Annotated in this window: 14 protein-coding genes; 8 read left to right on the top strand and 6 right to left on the bottom strand. The window is 71.3% G+C overall.

Annotation, left to right across the window (positions count from 1 at the left end):
• The first annotated feature begins 5 nt into the window (after positions 1-5).
• The 6 genes from ACH4TL_RS09510 (at position 6) to ACH4TL_RS09485 (ending at position 9,280) form a co-directional block, all read left to right on the top strand.
• A complete protein-coding gene (locus tag ACH4TL_RS09510) occupies positions 6-1,607 on the top strand; it encodes a penicillin-binding transpeptidase domain-containing protein (protein WP_398309411.1) in 1,602 nt (533 codons plus the stop codon).
• A 163-nt stretch (positions 1,608-1,770) separates the two neighbouring features.
• Positions 1,771-3,036, top strand: a complete 1,266-nt coding sequence (locus ACH4TL_RS09505) for an ROK family protein (protein ID WP_398309414.1) — start codon at positions 1,771-1,773, stop codon at positions 3,034-3,036.
• A gap of 179 nt (positions 3,037-3,215) precedes the next feature.
• A complete protein-coding gene (locus ACH4TL_RS09500; protein ID WP_398309417.1) occupies positions 3,216-4,472 on the top strand; it encodes an ABC transporter substrate-binding protein in 1,257 nt (418 codons plus the stop codon).
• A 23-nt stretch (positions 4,473-4,495) separates the two neighbouring features.
• Positions 4,496-5,479, top strand: a complete 984-nt coding sequence (locus ACH4TL_RS09495) for a carbohydrate ABC transporter permease (RefSeq protein WP_398309420.1) — start codon at positions 4,496-4,498, stop codon at positions 5,477-5,479.
• Between the two features lie 53 nt (positions 5,480-5,532).
• Entirely contained in the window at positions 5,533-6,348 is an 816-nt protein-coding gene (locus ACH4TL_RS09490; RefSeq protein ID WP_398311509.1) for a carbohydrate ABC transporter permease, read from the top strand.
• Positions 6,349-6,361: 13 nt separating this feature from the next.
• Positions 6,362-9,280 carry a glycoside hydrolase family 2 TIM barrel-domain containing protein gene (locus tag ACH4TL_RS09485; protein ID WP_398309423.1) on the top strand — a complete coding sequence of 973 codons (2,919 nt, stop codon included), beginning with the start codon at positions 6,362-6,364 and terminating at the stop codon, positions 9,278-9,280.
• A 21-nt stretch (positions 9,281-9,301) separates the two neighbouring features.
• Here ACH4TL_RS09485 and ACH4TL_RS09480 read toward each other — a convergent pair whose 3' ends face one another.
• The 4 genes from ACH4TL_RS09480 to ACH4TL_RS09465 are packed head-to-tail and all read right to left on the bottom strand — an operon-like array spanning position 9,302 to position 12,353.
• Positions 9,302-10,054, bottom strand: a complete 753-nt coding sequence (locus ACH4TL_RS09480) for an amino acid ABC transporter ATP-binding protein (protein ID WP_398425196.1) — start codon at positions 10,052-10,054, stop codon at positions 9,302-9,304.
• 17 nt (positions 10,055-10,071) lie between these two features.
• Positions 10,072-10,722 (bottom strand): amino acid ABC transporter permease, encoded by a 651-nt coding sequence (locus ACH4TL_RS09475; RefSeq protein ID WP_398309429.1) that lies wholly within the window; start codon positions 10,720-10,722, stop codon positions 10,072-10,074.
• On the bottom strand, positions 10,722-11,462 hold the full coding sequence (locus tag ACH4TL_RS09470) for an amino acid ABC transporter permease (protein ID WP_398309432.1): 741 nt from the start codon (positions 11,460-11,462) through the stop codon (positions 10,722-10,724). The genes ACH4TL_RS09475 and ACH4TL_RS09470 overlap by 1 nt, the downstream gene beginning before the upstream one ends.
• Positions 11,463-11,513: 51 nt before the next feature.
• Positions 11,514-12,353 carry a transporter substrate-binding domain-containing protein gene (locus tag ACH4TL_RS09465; protein WP_398309435.1) on the bottom strand — a complete coding sequence of 280 codons (840 nt, stop codon included), beginning with the start codon at positions 12,351-12,353 and terminating at the stop codon, positions 11,514-11,516.
• 217 nt (positions 12,354-12,570) lie between these two features.
• Between ACH4TL_RS09465 and ACH4TL_RS09460 the strand changes: the two genes are divergently transcribed.
• Positions 12,571-13,410 (top strand): IclR family transcriptional regulator, encoded by an 840-nt coding sequence (locus tag ACH4TL_RS09460; protein ID WP_398309438.1) that lies wholly within the window; start codon positions 12,571-12,573, stop codon positions 13,408-13,410.
• Positions 13,411-13,457: 47 nt separating this feature from the next.
• The gene (locus tag ACH4TL_RS09455; protein WP_398309441.1) at positions 13,458-14,249 is read left to right on the top strand and encodes a maleylpyruvate isomerase family mycothiol-dependent enzyme; all 792 of its coding nucleotides are present in this window, start codon (positions 13,458-13,460) and stop codon (positions 14,247-14,249) included.
• On the opposite strand, the gene ACH4TL_RS09450 is transcribed toward ACH4TL_RS09455, so the two are convergent.
• A complete protein-coding gene (locus ACH4TL_RS09450; protein WP_398309444.1) occupies positions 14,236-16,164 on the bottom strand; it encodes a DUF2264 domain-containing protein in 1,929 nt (642 codons plus the stop codon). The genes ACH4TL_RS09455 and ACH4TL_RS09450 overlap by 14 nt on opposite strands.
• A complete protein-coding gene (locus tag ACH4TL_RS09445; protein WP_398309447.1) occupies positions 16,161-17,210 on the bottom strand; it encodes a rhamnogalacturonan acetylesterase in 1,050 nt (349 codons plus the stop codon). Before ACH4TL_RS09445 ends, ACH4TL_RS09450 begins: the two co-directional genes overlap by 4 nt.
• Positions 17,211-17,408 lie beyond the last annotated feature (198 nt).

Raw genomic sequence — 17,408 nt, 5'->3', positions numbered from 1 at the left:
ACGCCATGCGTACAGCGGGGAGAGTCGTACTCGGTACGGCTTTAGCGGGGTTCATCGGTGTTGCGGGGTTAGGGGGATACAACCTCTACATGGGGGTGACCGGCGGCACTGGGCCGTCGGTTCCGGACGGCGCGGTGACGCCGGCCGAAGTGAAGGACACGGCGCGGGACTTCCTCGCCGCGTGGGCGGACCAGAACGATCTGCGGGCCGCCGCGTTCACCAATGACGCCCAGAGCGCGACCGCCGCGTTGAGCGGCTACCGCGAGGACGGCCGGGTGGAGAAGGTGACGCTCACCGCGGGCGAGGCGCACAGCGCCACGGTGCCGTTCCGGGTCAAGGCGGAGATCGTCTACGGGAAGACCCGTTCGACCTGGACGTACGACTCGAAGCTGACCGTCGTGCGCGGCCGGACGACGGGCAAGCCGCTGGTGGACTGGAAACCGGCGGTGATCCACCCGAAGCTGACGAGCGGTGAAACGTTGCAGACGGGCATGGCGGACGAGCAGCCGGTCCGGGTGCTGGACCGGAGCGGCAAGGAAGTGAGGCAGGGCCGCTATCCGTCCCTCGATCCGGTGCTCGACGCGCTGCGATCGCGCTACGACGAGAAGGCCGGCGGCGCGTCCCGGGTCGAGGTGGCGGCGGTCAAGGCCGACGGTGCGCCCGGGGCGACGCTGCACGTGGTGACGAAGGGCAGGCCCGGGAGTCTGCGTACGACGCTGGATCAGGCGGTGCAGCGGCGCGCGGAGTCGGCGGTGAGCGGGCGCGACGGGGCGTCCGTGGTGGCGCTCAAGCCCAGCACCGGGGAGATCCTGGCGGTGGCCAACGCGGACAAGGCCGAGTTCAACGCGGCGCTGCAGGGACAGACGGCGCCCGGGTCGACGTTCAAGATAATCACCGCCGCCGCGCTGCTGGAGTCCGGCAAGGTGACGCCCGGCCAGCTGGTGCCGTGCCCGAAGACGGCGGCGTACGCGCAGGGCATGACGTTCCACAACGTCGAGGACAGCGAGAACCCGAGCGCCACCTTCGCGCAGGACTTCGCGGCCTCCTGCAACACCGCGTTCGTCTCGCTCGCGGGCGACATACCCGACGACGGGGTGGCGGCGGAGGCGCAGGCGGTGTTCGGCATCGGGCTGGACTGGCAGGTGGGCGTCACGACGTTCGACGGCTCGGTGCCGACGGAGGGCGGGGACGGCAAGGCGGCGGCGGTCATCGGGCAGGGCACGGTGCAGATGAACCCGCTCACCATGGCGTCGGTCGCGGCCACCGTGCGGACGGGCGCCTTCAAGCAGCCGGTGCTGGTGCCGCCGTCGGTGGACGACCGGCGCGTCGCGGCCAGCGAGCGCGCCCTGAGCCCGGCGGCCGTGCAGCAACTGAAGGGCATGATGCGGCTGACGGCGACGAGCGGCACCGCGGCGAGGGCGATGGCGGGCCTCGGCGGCGACATCGGCGCCAAGACCGGTTCGGCCGAGATCGACGGCCAGGCGAAGACGAACGCCTGGTTCACGGCCTACCGGGACGACATGGCCGCGGCGGCCGTGGTCACCTCGGGCGGCCACGGGGGCGACGCCGCCGGACCCGTCGTACGGCAGGTGCTCGCGCCGCGCTAGGGTTTCCGTCGCCTCGTAGTGGGGGCGCCTCACCCCGCCTCTCCTGCGGATCCTCCACCCCCGACGCTTCGTACAAGGGTTGTGCGAAGGGGTTGTCTATGGTCTGGCGCACGCTCTAGCCTGGCGCGGCATCAGCGACAAGAGCCACGGAGGGGATTCCGGCGTGAAGCGCACCTCCCGCGACAAGCGCACGTCCCGCGACATACGCACCGCCAACCGCTACGGGGTGCTGCGCCACATCGTCGCCGAATCCCCGGTGTCCCGGCAGGAGGTGGCCGCGGCGACCGGGCTGAGCCTCGCCACGGTCGCCAACCTCGTCGGCGAGCTGCTGGATCTCGGCATGCTGGTCGAGGTCGGTTACGAGGACTCCGACGGCGGCCGGCCGCGCGGGCTGGTCGCCGTCAACTCCTCCGGGGGCGCGCTGATCGGGGTGGACGTCGCGGAGACGTACATCCATGTCGAGCTGTTCGACCTCGGCCTGGCCGTCCTCGCCCGCGCCGACGCCGAGGTGCGCCCGGAGCGCCCCGAGGAGAACGACCCGACCAAGGTGGTGGCGCACATCGCCGCCGCCGTGGCGTCCGTGGTCGGGCAGGCGGGCATCGCGCCCGAGCGGGTGCTGGGCGTCGGGGTCAGCATGCCGGGGCAGGTGGACCGGGAGGGCGGGGTGTCGGTGTTCGCGCCCAACTGGGACTGGCACGACGTACCTCTGCTGCGGATGCTGGCCGATCACATCCCGTATCCGCTGTACCTGGACAACCCGCTGCGCGCGTGCACGGTGGCCGAGCAGTGGTTCGGCGCGGCGCGCGGGCGGGACGACGCGGTGGTGGTGAACCTCGGTACGGGCGTGGGCGCCGGGCTCGCGCTCGGCGGGTCGCTGCACCGCGGGGTGAGCAACAGCGCGGGCGAGTGGGGCCACACCACGCTCATCCTGGACGGGCGGCAGTGCCACTGCGGCAACCGGGGCTGTGTGGAGACGTACGTCGGGGCGCCCGGCATCATGCGGAATCTGCGCGAACTGAGCCCGGACAGCCCGCTGCTGCACCCGGACGACCAGACGGCGACCATCGGGGCCCTGGGGCGGGCGCTGGCGGACGGGGATCCGGTGGCCGCCCGGGTGGCGCGCGACACCGCCCGCTATCTGGGGGCGGGCCTCGCCGATCTGATCAATCTGCTCAACCCGGAAGTGATCGTGCTCAGCAGCTGGGTCGCGGCCGCCCTGGGCGAAGGACTGCTGGCCGAGGTGCGCGAGGCGGTGGCCGGGCGCGCGCTGGGGCGTCCGCTGGCGAGCACCGAGATCGTGCTGTGCCCGATCCCGTCGAACCCGGTGAGCCTCGGGGCGGCGACCTTCGTACTGGAGGGGTCGCTGGCGGCCGTGGGGCAGAAGCTCCGTCGTACGAACGAGGTGCGAGGCCGCCGCACCTCCGCCTGACGAGGGCATGGGAGCGTACCCCGTCCCGTTCGAACCCTCGAACCGCCCCAAAAGTCACGCCACCACACTTCGTCCAACCCCTTGCCGAAGTCTTCGTCTATGGCTAACGTCCCGCTGCACCAACGCACTTGGCCATGAATCTGATCGTGAGCTGTCGCGAACCGAGACAAGGACGTCACATGTCGGCAATGAACAGAGCCAGGGACTGGGACCGCCGCAGCGTGCTGCGCGCCGTCGGCGGGGTGGCCGCCCTGGGCGGGCTCGCCGCCTGCGGCTCGAATACCGGCCGCTCCAGCGGCGACGGCAAGTCGATCAAGCAGATGTACCACGCCTACGGAGAGCAGGGCACCCAGCAGGCCGCCAAGAAGTTCGCCGACGCGTACGACAAGGCGAAGGTCACCATCGAATGGGTGCCGGGCGAGTACGAGTCCAAGCTGGCGACCTCGCTGCTGGGTTCGGGCCGACCCGACGTCTTCGAATACCACCCCGATCTGCAATTGGTGCGCTCGAAGCAGATCGTCCCGCTCGACGACGTCATCGCCGACGTCAAGGACGACTTCCTGCCGGAGGACATCACGGCGAATTCCGTGGACGGAAAGATCTACGGAATCCGCATGATCGACGACCCGCAGTTCTTCTTCTACCGCAAGTCCCTCTTCGAGGACGCCGGGGTCAAGCCGCCGACCACGTTCGACGAACTCATCGACATCGCCCACAAACTGACCAAGGGCAAGGTCAAGGGGCTGTACATCGGCCAGAACCTCAAGACCATCAGCAAGCCGCTCGTCTGGTCCAACGGCACCCACTACCTCACCGAGGACCACAAGATCGCGTACCACACGGCGGAGCTTGAGGACACCCTCACCAAGGCGCGGGAGCTGTACCAGAGCAAGTCGCTGCTGCTGGGCGCCCCGACCGAGACCTGGGACCCGACCAGCTTCGTCCAGGGGCTGTGCGCGATCCAGTGGTGCGGGATATGGGCGATCCCCGCGATCCAGAAGGCGTTCGGCGACGACTTCGGCATCTTCCCCTTCCCCAAGTCCGGGAAGAAGGGCCGCCCGGTGGTCTACAACGGCGGCTGGTCCACGTATGTGTCGGCGAAGGCCAAGGACGTGGACGCGGCCAAGGAATTCGTCAAGTGGCTGTGGATCGACCAGAAGAAGTACCAGCAGGAATGGGCGCTGGACTACGGGTTCCACATTCCCGCGCGCAAGAGCATCGCGGCCGGTGCGGACAAGCTGAAGGACGGGGTCGCGGCCGAGGCGGTCGAGCTGTTCAACAGCCATGGCATCTTCGACGACCCGTACTGGACCGAGGGCATGTTCAACATCGTGCTCGACGCGGTGGTCAATTCGGTGCGTGACAGCAAGAATCCCGCGTCCGAACTCGACAAGGCCGACAGAAAGATCGAGCGCGAGCTGAAGAAGCTCGGATAGGCCGCGGCCGGACCGGAACTGACATGGCGACCACCACACCCACCCAGAGCGCAGCGCCCGGCCGCGCGCCCCGCAAGGCGGCCCCCGCCGGGCGGCGGCTGCGCGGGCTCGGCGGCGCACGCGGCCGCACCCTCAACTTCTGGCTGTTCACCGGCCCGTTCCTGATCGGGCTGATCATCTTCGTCTACGTACCGATCGGCTGGAGCCTGTGGCTCAGCCTGTACAACGCGAAGGGCACCGTCGCTCCCACCGAGTTCGTCGGGCTCGGCAACTACGCCGACATGCTCAGCGACGGCGACTTCGTGGACAGCCTGATCAACTTCACGATCTTCGCCGCGATCATCGTCCCGATCACCTACGCCTTCTCCCTCGCCCTCGCACTGCTGGTGCACCGCATCCGCTTCATGAAGGCGTTCTTCCGCTCGGTGTTCTTCCTGCCGACCGCGTGCAGCTTCGTCGTGGCCTCGCTGGTCTGGAAGATGTCGATGTTCAACGGGCTGCACTACGGCATGGTCAACACCGTGCTCGACTGGTTCGGCGTCGACTCCGTCGCCTGGCTCGCCTCACCCCACCCGCCCTGGTACTGGCTGGTGATCTGCACCGCGCGCCTCTGGCTCCAGAGCGGGTTCTACATGATCCTCTTCCTGGCCGCGCTCCAGAACATCCCGCGCGAGCTGTACGAGGCGGCGGCCGTCGACGGCGCCAAGTCCGGCTGGCAGACGTTCCGCCACATCACCCTGCCGCAGCTGCGCGCCACCTCGGTCGCGGTCGTCCTGCTGCTGCTGATCGCGGCGTACCAGGCGTTCGACGAGTTCTACAACATCCTCGACGAGGGCCGCGCCACCTGGGGCCGACCGCCGCTGGTCGAGCTGTACCTCCAGGCGCTCGGCGCCAACCAGGACTACGGGCACGCCAGCGCGGGCGCCCTCATCCTCGCCCTGCTCATCGCCATGGTCACCCTGGCCCAGGGCAAGCTCCTCGGCCTCGGAAGGGGTGACGACAAGTGACCGTCACGGCGTCCGGCCCCGTCAGGGACGGAAAGCGCACCCCGCGCTCCGTCATGGGGAGCACCGGGCTCTATGTCGCGCTCGGCGTGGCGACCCTGCTGTTCCTCGTGCCCTTCTATCTGATCGTCCGCAACGCCCTGTCCACCGACCCGGACATCACCGGCGAGAACTGGTCGTTCTTCCCCACCGACCTCCAGTGGGGGAACGTCAAGGAGCTGTTCGACGACCCCTCCGTACCGTTCGCCCGGGCGCTGTGGAACTCCACCGTGGTGGCCGTGCTGCACACCCTCGGGACCCTGCTGGTGTGCTCGCTGGCCGGGTACGGGCTGGCCCGCATCCCGTACAAGCACGCCAACAAGGTGCTGTACACGGTGCTGTTCACCCTCATGGTCCCGGCCGCGGTGACCTTCGTACCGAGCTATGTGCTGGTCTCGTCCCTCGGCTGGGTCTCCTCGCTGCGCGGGCTGATCATCCCCGGCCTGTTCAGCGGCTTCACCGCGTTCCTCTTCCGGCAGTACTTCCTGGGCTTCCCCAAGGAGCTGGAGGAGGCGGCGCGGGTCGACGGGCTGGGCTACTGGGGCGCGTACTGGCGCATCGTCGTGCCCAACTCGCTCAACTTCTTCGCGGCCATCTCGGTCATCACGTTCATCAGCGGCTGGAACGCCTTCCTGTGGCCCCTGGTGATCGGCCAGGATCAGAGCTCGTGGACCGTGCAGGTCGCGCTGTCCTCGTACATGACCGCACAGACGATCAACATCCACCTGATCTTCATGGCAACGGCCGTATCGATCCTGCCACTTGTGCTCGTCTTCGTGTTCCTCCAGCGCTGGCTCGTGCAGGGTGTGGCACAGACCGGTATCAAGGGCTGACCGAGGAGAGTCGATGAACTCGCGCGCGCAGACACCGCCGCTTCCCTACTACGAGGACGTCTCCCCCGGCACCGGATGCCTGCCGCCGCGCGCCTGGGCCCCCGGCTCCGACGCCGCCCGGCTGAGCCTCGGCGGCACCTGGGCGTTCCGGCTGTCGCCGACCGCGGGCGCCGAGGACGACGCGTTCGCCCGACCCGGCTACGACGCCTCCGGGTGGGACGAGATCCCGGTGCCCGCGCACTGGGTGCTGCACGGCCACGGCGCGCCGATCTACACGAATGTGAACTATCCGTTCCCGGTGGACCCGCCGCACGTGCCCACCGAGAACCCGACCGGCGACCATCTGCGCGTCTTCGACCTGCCCGGCGACTGGCCGGACGGCGGGGAGACGGTGCTGCGCTTCGAGGGTGTGGAGTCCTGCGCCCGGGTCTGGCTCAACGGGGAGGAGCTGGGCACCTTCAAGGGCAGCCGGCTGCCGCACGAGTTCGCGGTCGCGGGGCTGCTGAAGCCGTCGGGGAACGTGCTGGCGGTGCGGGTGCACCAGTGGTCATCCGGCAGCTACCTGGAGGACCAGGACCAGTGGTGGCTGCCGGGCATCTTCCGCGAGGTGACGCTGGAGCACCGGCCCGCGGGGGCCGTGGCCGACCACTTCGTGCACGCCTCGTACGACCACCTCGGCGGCGCGGGCACGCTGCGGGTCGACGCCGGACCGGGCGGCGGCCGGGTCACCGTGCCCGAGCTGGGGCTCGACCTGGCCACCGGGGAGAGCGCAACCGTCCCCGTCGAGCCGTGGACGGCGGAGACGCCGCGGCTGTACGAGGGCACGCTGACCGCCGGGGGCGAGACCATCGCCCTGCGGATCGGCTTCCGTACGGTCGCCGTCGAGGACGGCGTGTTCAAGGTCAACGGCCGGAGGGTGCTGTTCCGGGGCGTCAACCGGCATGAGTTCCACCCGGAGACCGGCCGCGCGCTGGACCTGGCGACCATGCGCCGCGATCTGGAGCTGATGAAGCGGCACAACATCAACGCCGTGCGCACCAGCCACTATCCGCCGCACCCCGCCTTCTTCGACCTGTGCGACGAGCTGGGGCTGTGGGTCATCGACGAATGCGACCTGGAGACCCATGGCTTCGTCGACCTCGGCTGGCGGAACAACCCGGTCGACGACGACCGCTGGACCCCCGCGCTGCTCGACCGGGCCGCCCGGATGGTCGAGCGCGACAAGAACCACCCGTCCATCGTGATGTGGTCGCTCGGCAACGAGTGCGGCACCGGCCGCGGTCTTTCCGCGATGGCCGACTGGATCCGGGAGCGCGACCCGTCCCGGGTGATCCACTACGAGGGCGACCTGTCCTGCGCCGACACCGGGCTCTACTCCCGGATGTACGCGCCGCACGAGGAGGTCGCGCAGATCGGCAGCCGCACGGAGGCGCCATGGGGCGATCCCGCGCTGGACGCGCGGCGCCGGGCGCTGCCGTTCATCCAGTGCGAGTACGCGCACGCCATGGGCAACGGGCCGGGCGGACTCAGCGAGTACCAGCGGCTGTTCGAGACGCACGAACGGCTCCAGGGTGGGTTCGTCTGGGAGTGGATCGACCACGGCTTCGCCCAGCACACGGCGAACGGCACGCTCTACTACGCGTACGGCGGGGACTTCGGCGAGGAGCTGCACGACGGCAACTTCGTCTGCGACGGGCTCCTCTTCCCCGACCGCACGCCGTCCCCTGGGCTGATCGAGTACAAGAAGGTCGTCGAGCCGGTGCGGATCGAGGGCGACGGGCCTTCGGGGACTGTCCGGATCACCAACGGCCACGACTTCACCGACCTGTCCCATCTCGCCTTCACCTGGGCCTACGAGGCCGAGGGCGTGGCGATCGGGTCCGGTGAGCTGACCGTGCCGCCGCTGGCCCCCGGCGAGTCCGCCGACCTCAAGCTGCCCGCGCCACCGGCCACCCCGCCGGGCGACGAGACCCACTGGACGGTCGAGGCACGGCTCGCCGCGGACACCGCGTGGGGTACGGCGGGACACGTGGTGGCCTGGGCGCAGCTGCCCGGTGTGGCAACTGCCCCCGCCCCTGTCACGGCCACGGCGGCGCCGCGCCGCGACGGGGACCGGATCACCCTCGGCCCGGGCGTCTTCGACGCCGCCACCGGCACCCTGACCGCGCTCGGCGGGCTCACGCTCACCGGCCCCCGGCTCGACATCTGGCGCGCCCCCACCGACAACGACAACGGCGCGTCCTGGCAGCCCGACGAGCGCTACGGGCTGATCTGGCGGGAACTGGGCCTGCACCGGCTCCAGCACCGGATCGAGGCGGTGGACCTCGCGGACCGGGCGCTGACCGTCCGTACCCGGGTCGCCCCCGCGGCGACCGACCTCGGGCTCACGGCGGTCTACCGGTGGACGGCGGAGGGTGACCGGCTGCGGCTGGCCGTCTCCGTCACCCCGCTCGGCGAGTGGACCTGCCCGCTGCCCCGGCTGGGCGTACGGCTCGGCGTACCGGCCGGGCTGGGCGCCGCGGAGTGGTTCGGCGGCGGCCCCGGCGAGGCGTACCCGGACACCCGGGCCGCCTCCCGGCTGGGGCGCTGGGCGCGGTCGGTGGACGACCTCCAGACGCCGTACGTACGGCCGCAGGAGAACGGGGCGCGGGCCGATGTGCGCTGGGCGCGGCTGACCGCCCCGGACGGCACGGGCCTGCGGATCGAGGGCGACCCGCCCTTCTGGTTCACCGCCCGCCGCTGGACGACGGAGCAGCTGGATGCGGCCGAGCACACCCCGGACCTGGTCGCGTCGCCCGACACGGTGTGGGTCAACCTCGACCACGGCCAGCAGGGCATCGGCAGCCAGTCCTGCGGCCCTGGGGTGCTGGAGCCGCACCGGCTGCCGGCGGCCCCGGCGGAGTTCTCGTTCGCCTTTACGCCGCTCAGCTGATCCGGCGGCCAGGGCCCGGGGTCAGGTGTCCAGCACCCGGTGGAGGAACTGCTGGGTGCGGGCCTCGGCCGGGCTGCCGAAGACGCGCTCGGGCGTGCCCTGTTCGAGGACGACACCGCCGTCCATGAAGACCACGTGGTCGGCGGTGTCCCGGGCGAACCGCATCTCGTGAGTGACGACCACCATGGTCATGCCCTCGTCGGCCAGGGACCGCATGACGCCGGTGACCTCGCCGACCAGCTCCGGGTCGAGGGCGGAGGTGGGTTCGTCGAAGAACATGACGGCGGGGTCCATGGCGAGCGCGCGGGCGATCGCCACGCGCTGCTGCTGGCCGCCGGACAGCTGGGCCGGGTAGGCGTCCGCCTTGTCGGCGAGCCCGACCCGGGTCAGCGCCTCCCGGCCCCGCTCGGCGGCCTCCTTGCGGCTGATCTTCCGTACCTTGAGCAGCGCGAGGGTCACGTTGCCCAGCGCGGTGCGGTGCGGGAACAGGTTGAACTGCTGGAAGACCATGCCGACGTGGCCGAAGATCTCGGGTGCGCGCCTGCGGTCGTGCAGCGGGACTCCGTTGACCCAGACCTCGCCGCGGTCGGCGCGTTCCAGGTCGCACATGATGCGCAGCAGGGTGCTCTTGCCGGAGCCGCTGGCTCCGATGAGCACCACGACCTCGCCGGCGCCGACCTCGATGTCGACGCCCTTGAGGACCTCCAGGTCGCCGAAGCGCTTGTGCACGCCGGACAGGGCGACCTGGGCGGTGGTGGCGGGGGGCCGCTCCATGGGGGACTTGGTGATCATCAGGCGGTCACGGCCTTTCTCTCCATGCGCCGGACGACGACCGACAGCGGGGAACAGATGACGAAGTACAGGACGGCGATGGCCAGGTACGTCATGCCCGGGTGTCCCGCCCGGTCCACGATGGCCTGGCCCTCGCGGAGGAGTTCGGCGTAGCCGATGACGACGGCGATCGAGGTGTCCTTGACGAGCGAGAGGTACTGGCCAACCAGCGGGGGCAGCACGATGGCCCGGGTCTGCGGGAGGATGACCGACCCGAAGGTCTGGGTACGGCTCAGGCCCAGGACCCGCGCCGCCTCCCACTGGCCGCGCGGTACGGCCTCGATGCCGGAGCGGAAGATCTCCGCGACGTAGGCGCCCTGGAAGAGGGTGAGCGCGAGGAGGGCGGCGCCGAAGACGCTGATGTTCCCGATGCCGAGGTACGCGGCGCCGAAGTAGATGAAGAGCATCTGGACCAGCAGCGGGGTGCCCCGGAAGACCTCCAGGTAGCAGCGGGCGAGCTGGGCCAGGACGGGGACGCGGCTGGTGCGGATGGCCGCGACGACCAGCCCGAGCAGGGTGCAGGCGACGATGGCCGCGGCGGAGAGCTCGACGGTGGACCACAGCCCGGATACGTACAGGTCCCCGTTGGACCACAGGACCGACCAGTCCATCACGCCTCCTTGCGGACCAGGACGAGGCGGCGGGCCGCGGTCCGCAGACCCGCCAGGACCGACTGCCGGGCGCGGATCGGGCGCAGCGGCGGTTTGAACGCCGCGCGGCCGATCAGCTCCGCCACCAGCACGACCAGATTGGTGAGCACCAGGTAGAGGACGGCGGCGATGCCGAACACCTGGATGGTGAGCAGGTTGCGCGAGTTGATCACCATGGCGGTGCCGGTCAGCTCGGGCACGGAGATGGCCGACAGCAGGGACGAGCCCAGGATGATCTGGACGAGCTGGTTGATCACGGCCGGATAGACGTTGCGCAGCGCCTGTGGGAGCACGACGTGCAGGAAGGTACGGAAGGGGCTGAGGGCCAGCACGCGGGAGGCCTCCCGCTGGCCGCGCGGGACGGCCTGGATCCCGGCCCGGAAGATCTCGGTGAGGTACGCGCCGACGTTGAGACCGAGCGCCGCGATGCCCGCCTGTACGGGGCTCAGCCGCAGCCCGGCCGAGGGCAGGGCGAAGTAGGCGACGAACATCTGGAGCAGCACCGGGGTGTTGCGGATGACCTCGACGTACACGGCGGCCGGGGCGCGGACGAGGGCGTGGCGCGACCGCCGGGCGAGGGCGCCCAGCAGCCCGAGGGCGCAGGCCAGGACGAAGGCGGCGAGGGACAGCTTCAGGGTCAGCCAGGCCGCGGCGAGGTAGGTGGGCCAGTCCTGGAGGGCGTAGGTCCAGTCGGCGAACATGGGTTCCTCCACGCCGGGCGGCGGCCGTGGGCCGCCGCCCGGCAGGGCTTTTTAGTAGGACGGGTTGAGGGGGTACACCGGCTTGACGCCGAACCACTTCTTGTAGAGGGCCGCGTTCTGGCCTGAGGTGTTGAACTCCCGCAGCCAGGTGTTGATCCACTGCAACCAGTCGGGGTCGCCCTGGCCCACGCCGATCGCGTTGTACTCCAGCGGTACGACGGAGACCTTGGTGACCTTGAGGGAGGGGTCGGACTTGGCCTGGTAGTTGAGGAAGTTGGAGTCCTCGACCATGGCGTCGGCCTGGCCCTGCTTGACCGCGAGGACGGCGGCCGCCGAGGTGTCGTACTCCTGGATCTGCGCCTTGGGGTTGCCCTGCTTCACGGCCGCCCCGTTGGTCGAGCCCTTGGTGACCGCCACCTTCTTGCCCGAGAGGTCCTTCAGGCTCGCGATGTTGCTGGACTTCTTCACCATCAGCACCTCACCGGCGACGATGTACGGATCGCTGAAGGCGACCTGCTTCGCGCGCTCGGCGGTGGTGGTGAAGTTGCAGATCACGGCGTCCACCTTGTGCGTGCGCAGATTGGGGATGCGGTTCGCGGAGGTGGTGTCGACGATCTTCGCCTTGACGCCCAGCGCCTTGGCCATGGCCTTGGCGACATCGACGTCGAAGCCCTGGGGCTTGTTGGCCTTGTCGGTCGATCCGAAGGGCGGGAAGGTCAGACAGCTGGCCACCCGCAGCGTGCCGCTGCGGGTCACCTTCTGGAGGGTGGAGTCCTGGGCCCGGGAGGCCGGGCTCTGGCTGGAGGAGCAGGCAGCCAGCAGGGAGGTGGCGGCGAGGGCGCTCACGGAGATCGCGGCCAGTCTGCGGGCATGAAGGCGTCGTCGTCCCATGGCGGGACTCCCTTCGGGGTGAAAAGAGGCGGGACAGATCATCGAGGCCGCGATCGTCGATGATCGGTCGGGCCCGGGGAATTCTGCAATGCAGAACTCAATTCCGTAATTGGTGCGCACAAGCTAGCCGAGCCGGTCAAGGCCGTCAATGGTTGATTTCAAATTCCGGCATCCAGTGCTGCTGTGCAAAATCGGCGAGGTCCGCTACCGTCCCGGCATGACTTCTCGGCCGGGCACCGCACACGGCGGCCAGGACGACCGGCCCGCCGGGACCGGCCCTGGGCGCAACACCTCGTCCTCGCTGCGCCGCGCGCTGTCCATCGTGATGTTCCTGGCCGAGGACCGCGGGCATCCGCGCGGTGCGACGCTCACCGACCTGGCCGAGGGCCTGGCCCTGAGCAAGAGCACCGTGCTGCGGCTGCTCGCGCCGCTGCGGGAGGTGCGGCTGGTGGACCAGGACACGGAAAGCGGGCGCTACCGGCTGGGCCCGCAGAACGCCTTCCTCGGCCAAGTCTATTTGGAGCGGCTGGACTTCCGCGAAACCGCGGCCCCACATTTGCACGAACTCGTCGAAGGCATAGGGGAAACGGTCCACTTGGTGGTCTTCGACCCGCCGGAGATCGTTTATATCGACAAGGTTGAAAGTCCCCAACCGGTGCGCATGCATTCCCGCATAGGCAGCCGCCAGCCCGCGTACTGCACCGCCGTCGGAAAGGCTTTTCTCGCCTACGCCGCACCCGCCGTGGTGGACCAGGTGATCGCACGCGGCATGCCGCCCCGCACCCCGGCCACCATCACCACCGCCGAGCGCCTGCACGCCGAACTGGCCGCCGTGCGGGTGCGCGGGTACGCGATCGACGACGTGGAGAACGAGGAGGAGATCCGCTGCGTCGCGGCGCCGGTCTTCGACCACAGCGGGGCGGTCGCCACGGCGATCAGCGTCTCCGGCCCGGCCTCCCGCGTCACCCGCGACCGCGTCGCCGAGATCGGCGAGAGCCTCCTCGCCTCGGCCACGTCCCTGTCCGAACGCCTCGGCGGAACCCGGCCGCCCGCTTAGCCGCTCACCGTCGGCCCCTTGTCAGTGGTGACCTCTACCGTGGGGTCATGACTCTCCTGAGCTTTGACCGGATGTGTGCCGAGATCGTCACGCAGACCGGGCTCCTGGCGTCCCGGATCGAGGGCGCGGATCTGACGGTGCCGGTTCCGTCCTGCCCCGACTGGAACGTGGGCCAGTTGCTGCGGCATCTGGGCGGCGGCCAGCGCTGGGCGACGGACACCGTGCGCGCGCGGGCCACCGAGGCGCTGCCCGACGACCACTTCCGCGATCTGTCCCCGTACGCCGACGAGGACCCGGCCGTGGTCGGGCCGTGGCTCACCGAGGGCGCGGCGGAGCTGGCCGAGGCGCTGCGGGAGGCCGGGCCCGACGCGCGGATGTGGACGCCGGTGCCCGGCGGGAGCGCGGCGTTCTACGCGCGCCGGTTCGTCCATGAGACGGTCGTCCACCGGGCCGACGCGATCCTCGGCCTCGGCTGGGAGTTCACCCTCGACCGGGAGGTGGCGCTCGACGCGCTGGACGAGTGGATGGAGCTGGGCTCGCTTCCGTTCCACTTCGAGGTCCACCCCTGGATGCGCGAACTGCTCGGCCCCGGCCGCACCCTCCACCTCCACGCCACCGACACCCCGCCGGAGGCGAGGGCGGAGTGGGTGGTCGACCTCACCGGCGAGGCCATCACCTGGCGCCGGGCGCACGAGAAGGCGGCCGTCGCGGTGCGGGGCCCGCTGACCGAGCTACTGCTGCTCGTCTACAAGCGGCGCCCCGCACACGGCGGGGGGCTCGAGGTGCTCGGCGATGCGAAGCTGCTCGACTTCTGGCTGGAGCGGGTCAGCTTCGCGTGAGCGGGGACGGGACCGCCGGGTCGACGCGGACCGCGCTCGCCGACAGATGGGCGCGGTAGGCGGCGCCGTCCCACCAGGCGACCCGGACCTCGTAGCCGTCGTCGGCGGGTGCCACGTCCACGCGGGCCAGCGTCCCCAGCGGGGGCGGGTCCGGTTCGGCGGTCAGCCGGGCCAGGCAGACGAACAGGTCACCGGCCGCACCGCCGGTGGTCTCGCCGGTGAGAGCGGGGGCGACGGCACGGCCGGAGAAGGCCGTGGCCGCGGCGGGCAGCGGGTCGGCGGTCAGCAGGCCGTGCAGCGGGAGGAGTTCGGAGAGCGGGTCCCCGTCCAGGCCTGGAGGGCCTGCCGCCCAGCCGGTCTGGCGTACGGCGTGGCCCGGGGCCGCGCCCGCGACCAGGTGGACGCGGACCTCAGCGGCGCCGTGCGCCAGCACCAGGGCGGTGATGCGGACGTCGTCCGGCCCCTCCTCCCCCACCACCCGGGGGCGGTGGCGGGAGGCGGCCCAGCCGTCCCCGGTGCCCAGGGGCTCAAGACCGGTCCGCAGGGAGACCCGGTCGCCGCTCAGCAGGCCGAAGTGGTTGTCGGGCGCGGCGCCGTACGGGACGGGGCCGGTGGCCGTGGAGTAGGCGAGCCGGGCGTAGTACGGGTCGTCCTGGTCGGGGTCGCCGGGCGGCGGGAGGTGTTCGCTGCCGTGGTTGTGGAGGCGTACCAGTCCGTCGGCGGTGGTGGTCTGGAGCAGCCAGTTGGGGCCGGTGACCGCGCGCGTGCCGTCGTGGCCCGCGGTGGCGGGGCCCGGCTCCTCGCGGGCCGTCCACACGGCGTGGTCCTCAGGGAGCAGCAGCCCGAGGAAGCCCTTGGCGGCCCAGTAGGGGGACGCGGGGCCGGAGTAGGGCTGCACCAGGCCCTCGTAGCGGCCGTGCCAGCCGAGCGACAGCAGCCCGTCGCCCGCCGCCGCGCCCCGGTCGAGGAAGTGGCGCAAGGTGCCGGAGGCGAGGCGGCGGGTGGTGCCGGGGGTGAGCGGGGTGTGCCCGGTGAGGGCGCCCAGCCACAGCGGGGCGGCGGCCGCGAAGCGGTAGATGAGCGAGCGGCCCTGGTGGAGCGGGGCGCCGTCGCCGCCGAAGAGGTGGGCGTAGTCGCCGAGATGGGCGGTCAGCCGCTGTCCGTAGCGGGCGAGCCGTTCGGGGTCGCCTGACAGCCATGCCTCCAGGGCCGGATAGAGGTGCAGGGCCCAGCCGTTGTAGTAGTCGAAGGCGCGGTTCGCGCCGTCGCTGTACCAGCCGTCGCCGGTGTACCAGGGCTCGATGCGGTCAAGGCCCCGGGCGACGACGGCTCGGGCGGCCTCCGGTGCCACGTCCGCCTCGGCGAGGAAGCCGCCCACGGACACCGGGAACAGCTCCCAGTTGGTGGGCACGGGGGTGGCGGTGAGCGCGTCCGTGAGCCAGGCGCCGACGCGCTGGCGCACGCCGTCGTCCAGCCGGTCCCACAGCCAGGGGCGGGTGATCCGCAGCCCGAGCGCGATCGAGGCGGATTCGACCAGCGGCTGACCGCGGTCCTCGATCCGGGGCCAGTCCTCGGGGCCGTCGCCGCCGGGCCGCCGGGTGCCGGTGGCGAATCCGTCCGCGTACCGCTCCAGCAGGCCGTGCGGGTCGGCGCCGCGCGCGCCCGCCACGCGGAACGCGGCCAGCAGGAAGGTGCGGGCGAACCCCTCGAGGCCGTCCGAGCGGGCGCCCGACCAGCTCGGCCGGTGGCCCGGCAGCTGGTAGAGGGCCCGGCCGGGGGTGGCGTACGGGGCGACGGCGGCGAGCAGCCCGTCGGCGGCCGCCTCCCAGTGGGCCCGGGTCCAGCCGGTGTGGGGGCTGGTGGCGCGGTCCTCGGCGGGCAGCGGGAAGGGATGGGTCCCCTGGGGGCGGGTCACCGGATCACCCCGCCGGGGACCAGATGGCGGGCGCGCAGCTCGCCGAGCACGAGCCGCGCGAACTCGGTCGCGCCGTGGGCGGAGGTGTGGGTGTTGTCGCGGGCCTCTTCGTACAGGTACAGCGCCTTGGAGCCCTCCGGCCCGAGCCGTTCCACCAGCTGCCGGGTGAGCGCGGTGAGGTCGATGAGGGGGACGTGCCGCTCGGCGGCCAGGGCGCGCATCTCGGCGGGCAGGTTCACGCCGAGGCCGTTGATGTGCAGCGCGGTGGCGTTGTCGAGGGTGCCGTCGTCGTTGAACCAGCGGCGCACGATGGGCGTGACGAGGACGGGCTTGCCGCCGCGCGCCCGTACCCCGTCGAGCAGCGCGGTGAGGTTGGCGCGGTAGTCGGCGGCGGTCGTCTGCTTGTCGTTGTGGGCGAACTGGATGAGGACGGTGTCGCCCTTGCGGATCAGCGGCCGCATGGTGGGGAACAGCCGGGGGTCGGCGAGGAAGGATCCTGAACCCTCGCCGGAGTCCGCGTAGTTGGCGACCGAGAGGCCGCGCCGGAAGAACTGCGGAAGCTGCTGCCCCCAGCCCGTGTACGGGGCGGCGATCTGGTCGCAGGCGGTCGAGTCCCCGGCGATGAAGAGCTGCGTCCGGCGGCTCGGGGTGACCCGCAGATCGGCGAGGCGGGGCGCGTCGCCGCCGAAGGTGAGGTCGAGACCGGGCGATCCGCTCGGGCCGGTCGGCTCTCCCTCCGGCTCGCGCACATTGACGGTGAAGGTCCGCGTGAGCCGCTGCCCGGCGGCGGTCTCCGTCGCGGGCAGCAGGGTGCGCCGCGACTCGGCGGTGACGGCGGTGCTGCCCGCGTCGGCACCGCCGAGGACGGCGCGGACGTCGTACGTCCCCGGGGCGACGTCGAAGTGGCAGCTGACGGGCGCGGTGCCGGTGCAGTTCCGGAGGGCGTGGCCGGGGCGGTGGCCGGAGGTCCCGGCCCATGCCGGGGCGCCGGGCAGCAGGGCGACGCAGGCGGTGGCGGCCAGTAGTGCGGTACCGGCGCGTCTCATGTCAGGCTCCTCAGCTCGGCGCGTGCGGCGTGCGGCGTACGTTGCGGCGTGCGCGGGCGTTACTTACGGGCGGGCGGCCCGACCCTACGCCGCTCGGCAAGCGCTTGCTAGAGGTGCCACCAAGGTTTACCGGGCGATGCGACGCACCGCCCGTGCAAGTGTTTTCGGCTCTGTGCGGCTCTATTCGGCTCTGCCCGG

This window comes from Streptomyces sp. NPDC021115 (assembly GCF_044333065.1).
Taxonomy (GTDB): Bacteria; Actinomycetota; Actinomycetes; order Streptomycetales; family Streptomycetaceae; genus Streptomyces.
Note: the sequence above shows the minus strand (reverse complement) of the source record. Positions and strands in the feature narration are given on the sequence as shown.

Coding starts and splice junctions, on each gene's coding strand:
- ACH4TL_RS09470 (WP_398309432.1), bottom strand. CDS start 11,462: ATGTTCGCCGACTGGACCTACGCCCTCCAGGACTGGCCCACCTACCTC.
- ACH4TL_RS09490 (WP_398311509.1), top strand. CDS start 5,533: ATGGGGAGCACCGGGCTCTATGTCGCGCTCGGCGTGGCGACCCTGCTG.
- ACH4TL_RS09495 (WP_398309420.1), top strand. CDS start 4,496: ATGGCGACCACCACACCCACCCAGAGCGCAGCGCCCGGCCGCGCGCCC.
- ACH4TL_RS09510 (WP_398309411.1), top strand. CDS start 6: ATGCGTACAGCGGGGAGAGTCGTACTCGGTACGGCTTTAGCGGGGTTC.
- ACH4TL_RS09485 (WP_398309423.1), top strand. CDS start 6,362: ATGAACTCGCGCGCGCAGACACCGCCGCTTCCCTACTACGAGGACGTC.
- ACH4TL_RS09465 (WP_398309435.1), bottom strand. CDS start 12,353: ATGGGACGACGACGCCTTCATGCCCGCAGACTGGCCGCGATCTCCGTG.
- ACH4TL_RS09475 (WP_398309429.1), bottom strand. CDS start 10,722: ATGGACTGGTCGGTCCTGTGGTCCAACGGGGACCTGTACGTATCCGGG.
- ACH4TL_RS09455 (WP_398309441.1), top strand. CDS start 13,458: ATGACTCTCCTGAGCTTTGACCGGATGTGTGCCGAGATCGTCACGCAG.
- ACH4TL_RS09480 (WP_398425196.1), bottom strand. CDS start 10,054: ATGGAGCGGCCCCCCGCCACCACCGCCCAGGTCGCCCTGTCCGGCGTG.
- ACH4TL_RS09445 (WP_398309447.1), bottom strand. CDS start 17,210: ATGAGACGCGCCGGTACCGCACTACTGGCCGCCACCGCCTGCGTCGCC.
- ACH4TL_RS09500 (WP_398309417.1), top strand. CDS start 3,216: ATGTCGGCAATGAACAGAGCCAGGGACTGGGACCGCCGCAGCGTGCTG.
- ACH4TL_RS09460 (WP_398309438.1), top strand. CDS start 12,571: ATGACTTCTCGGCCGGGCACCGCACACGGCGGCCAGGACGACCGGCCC.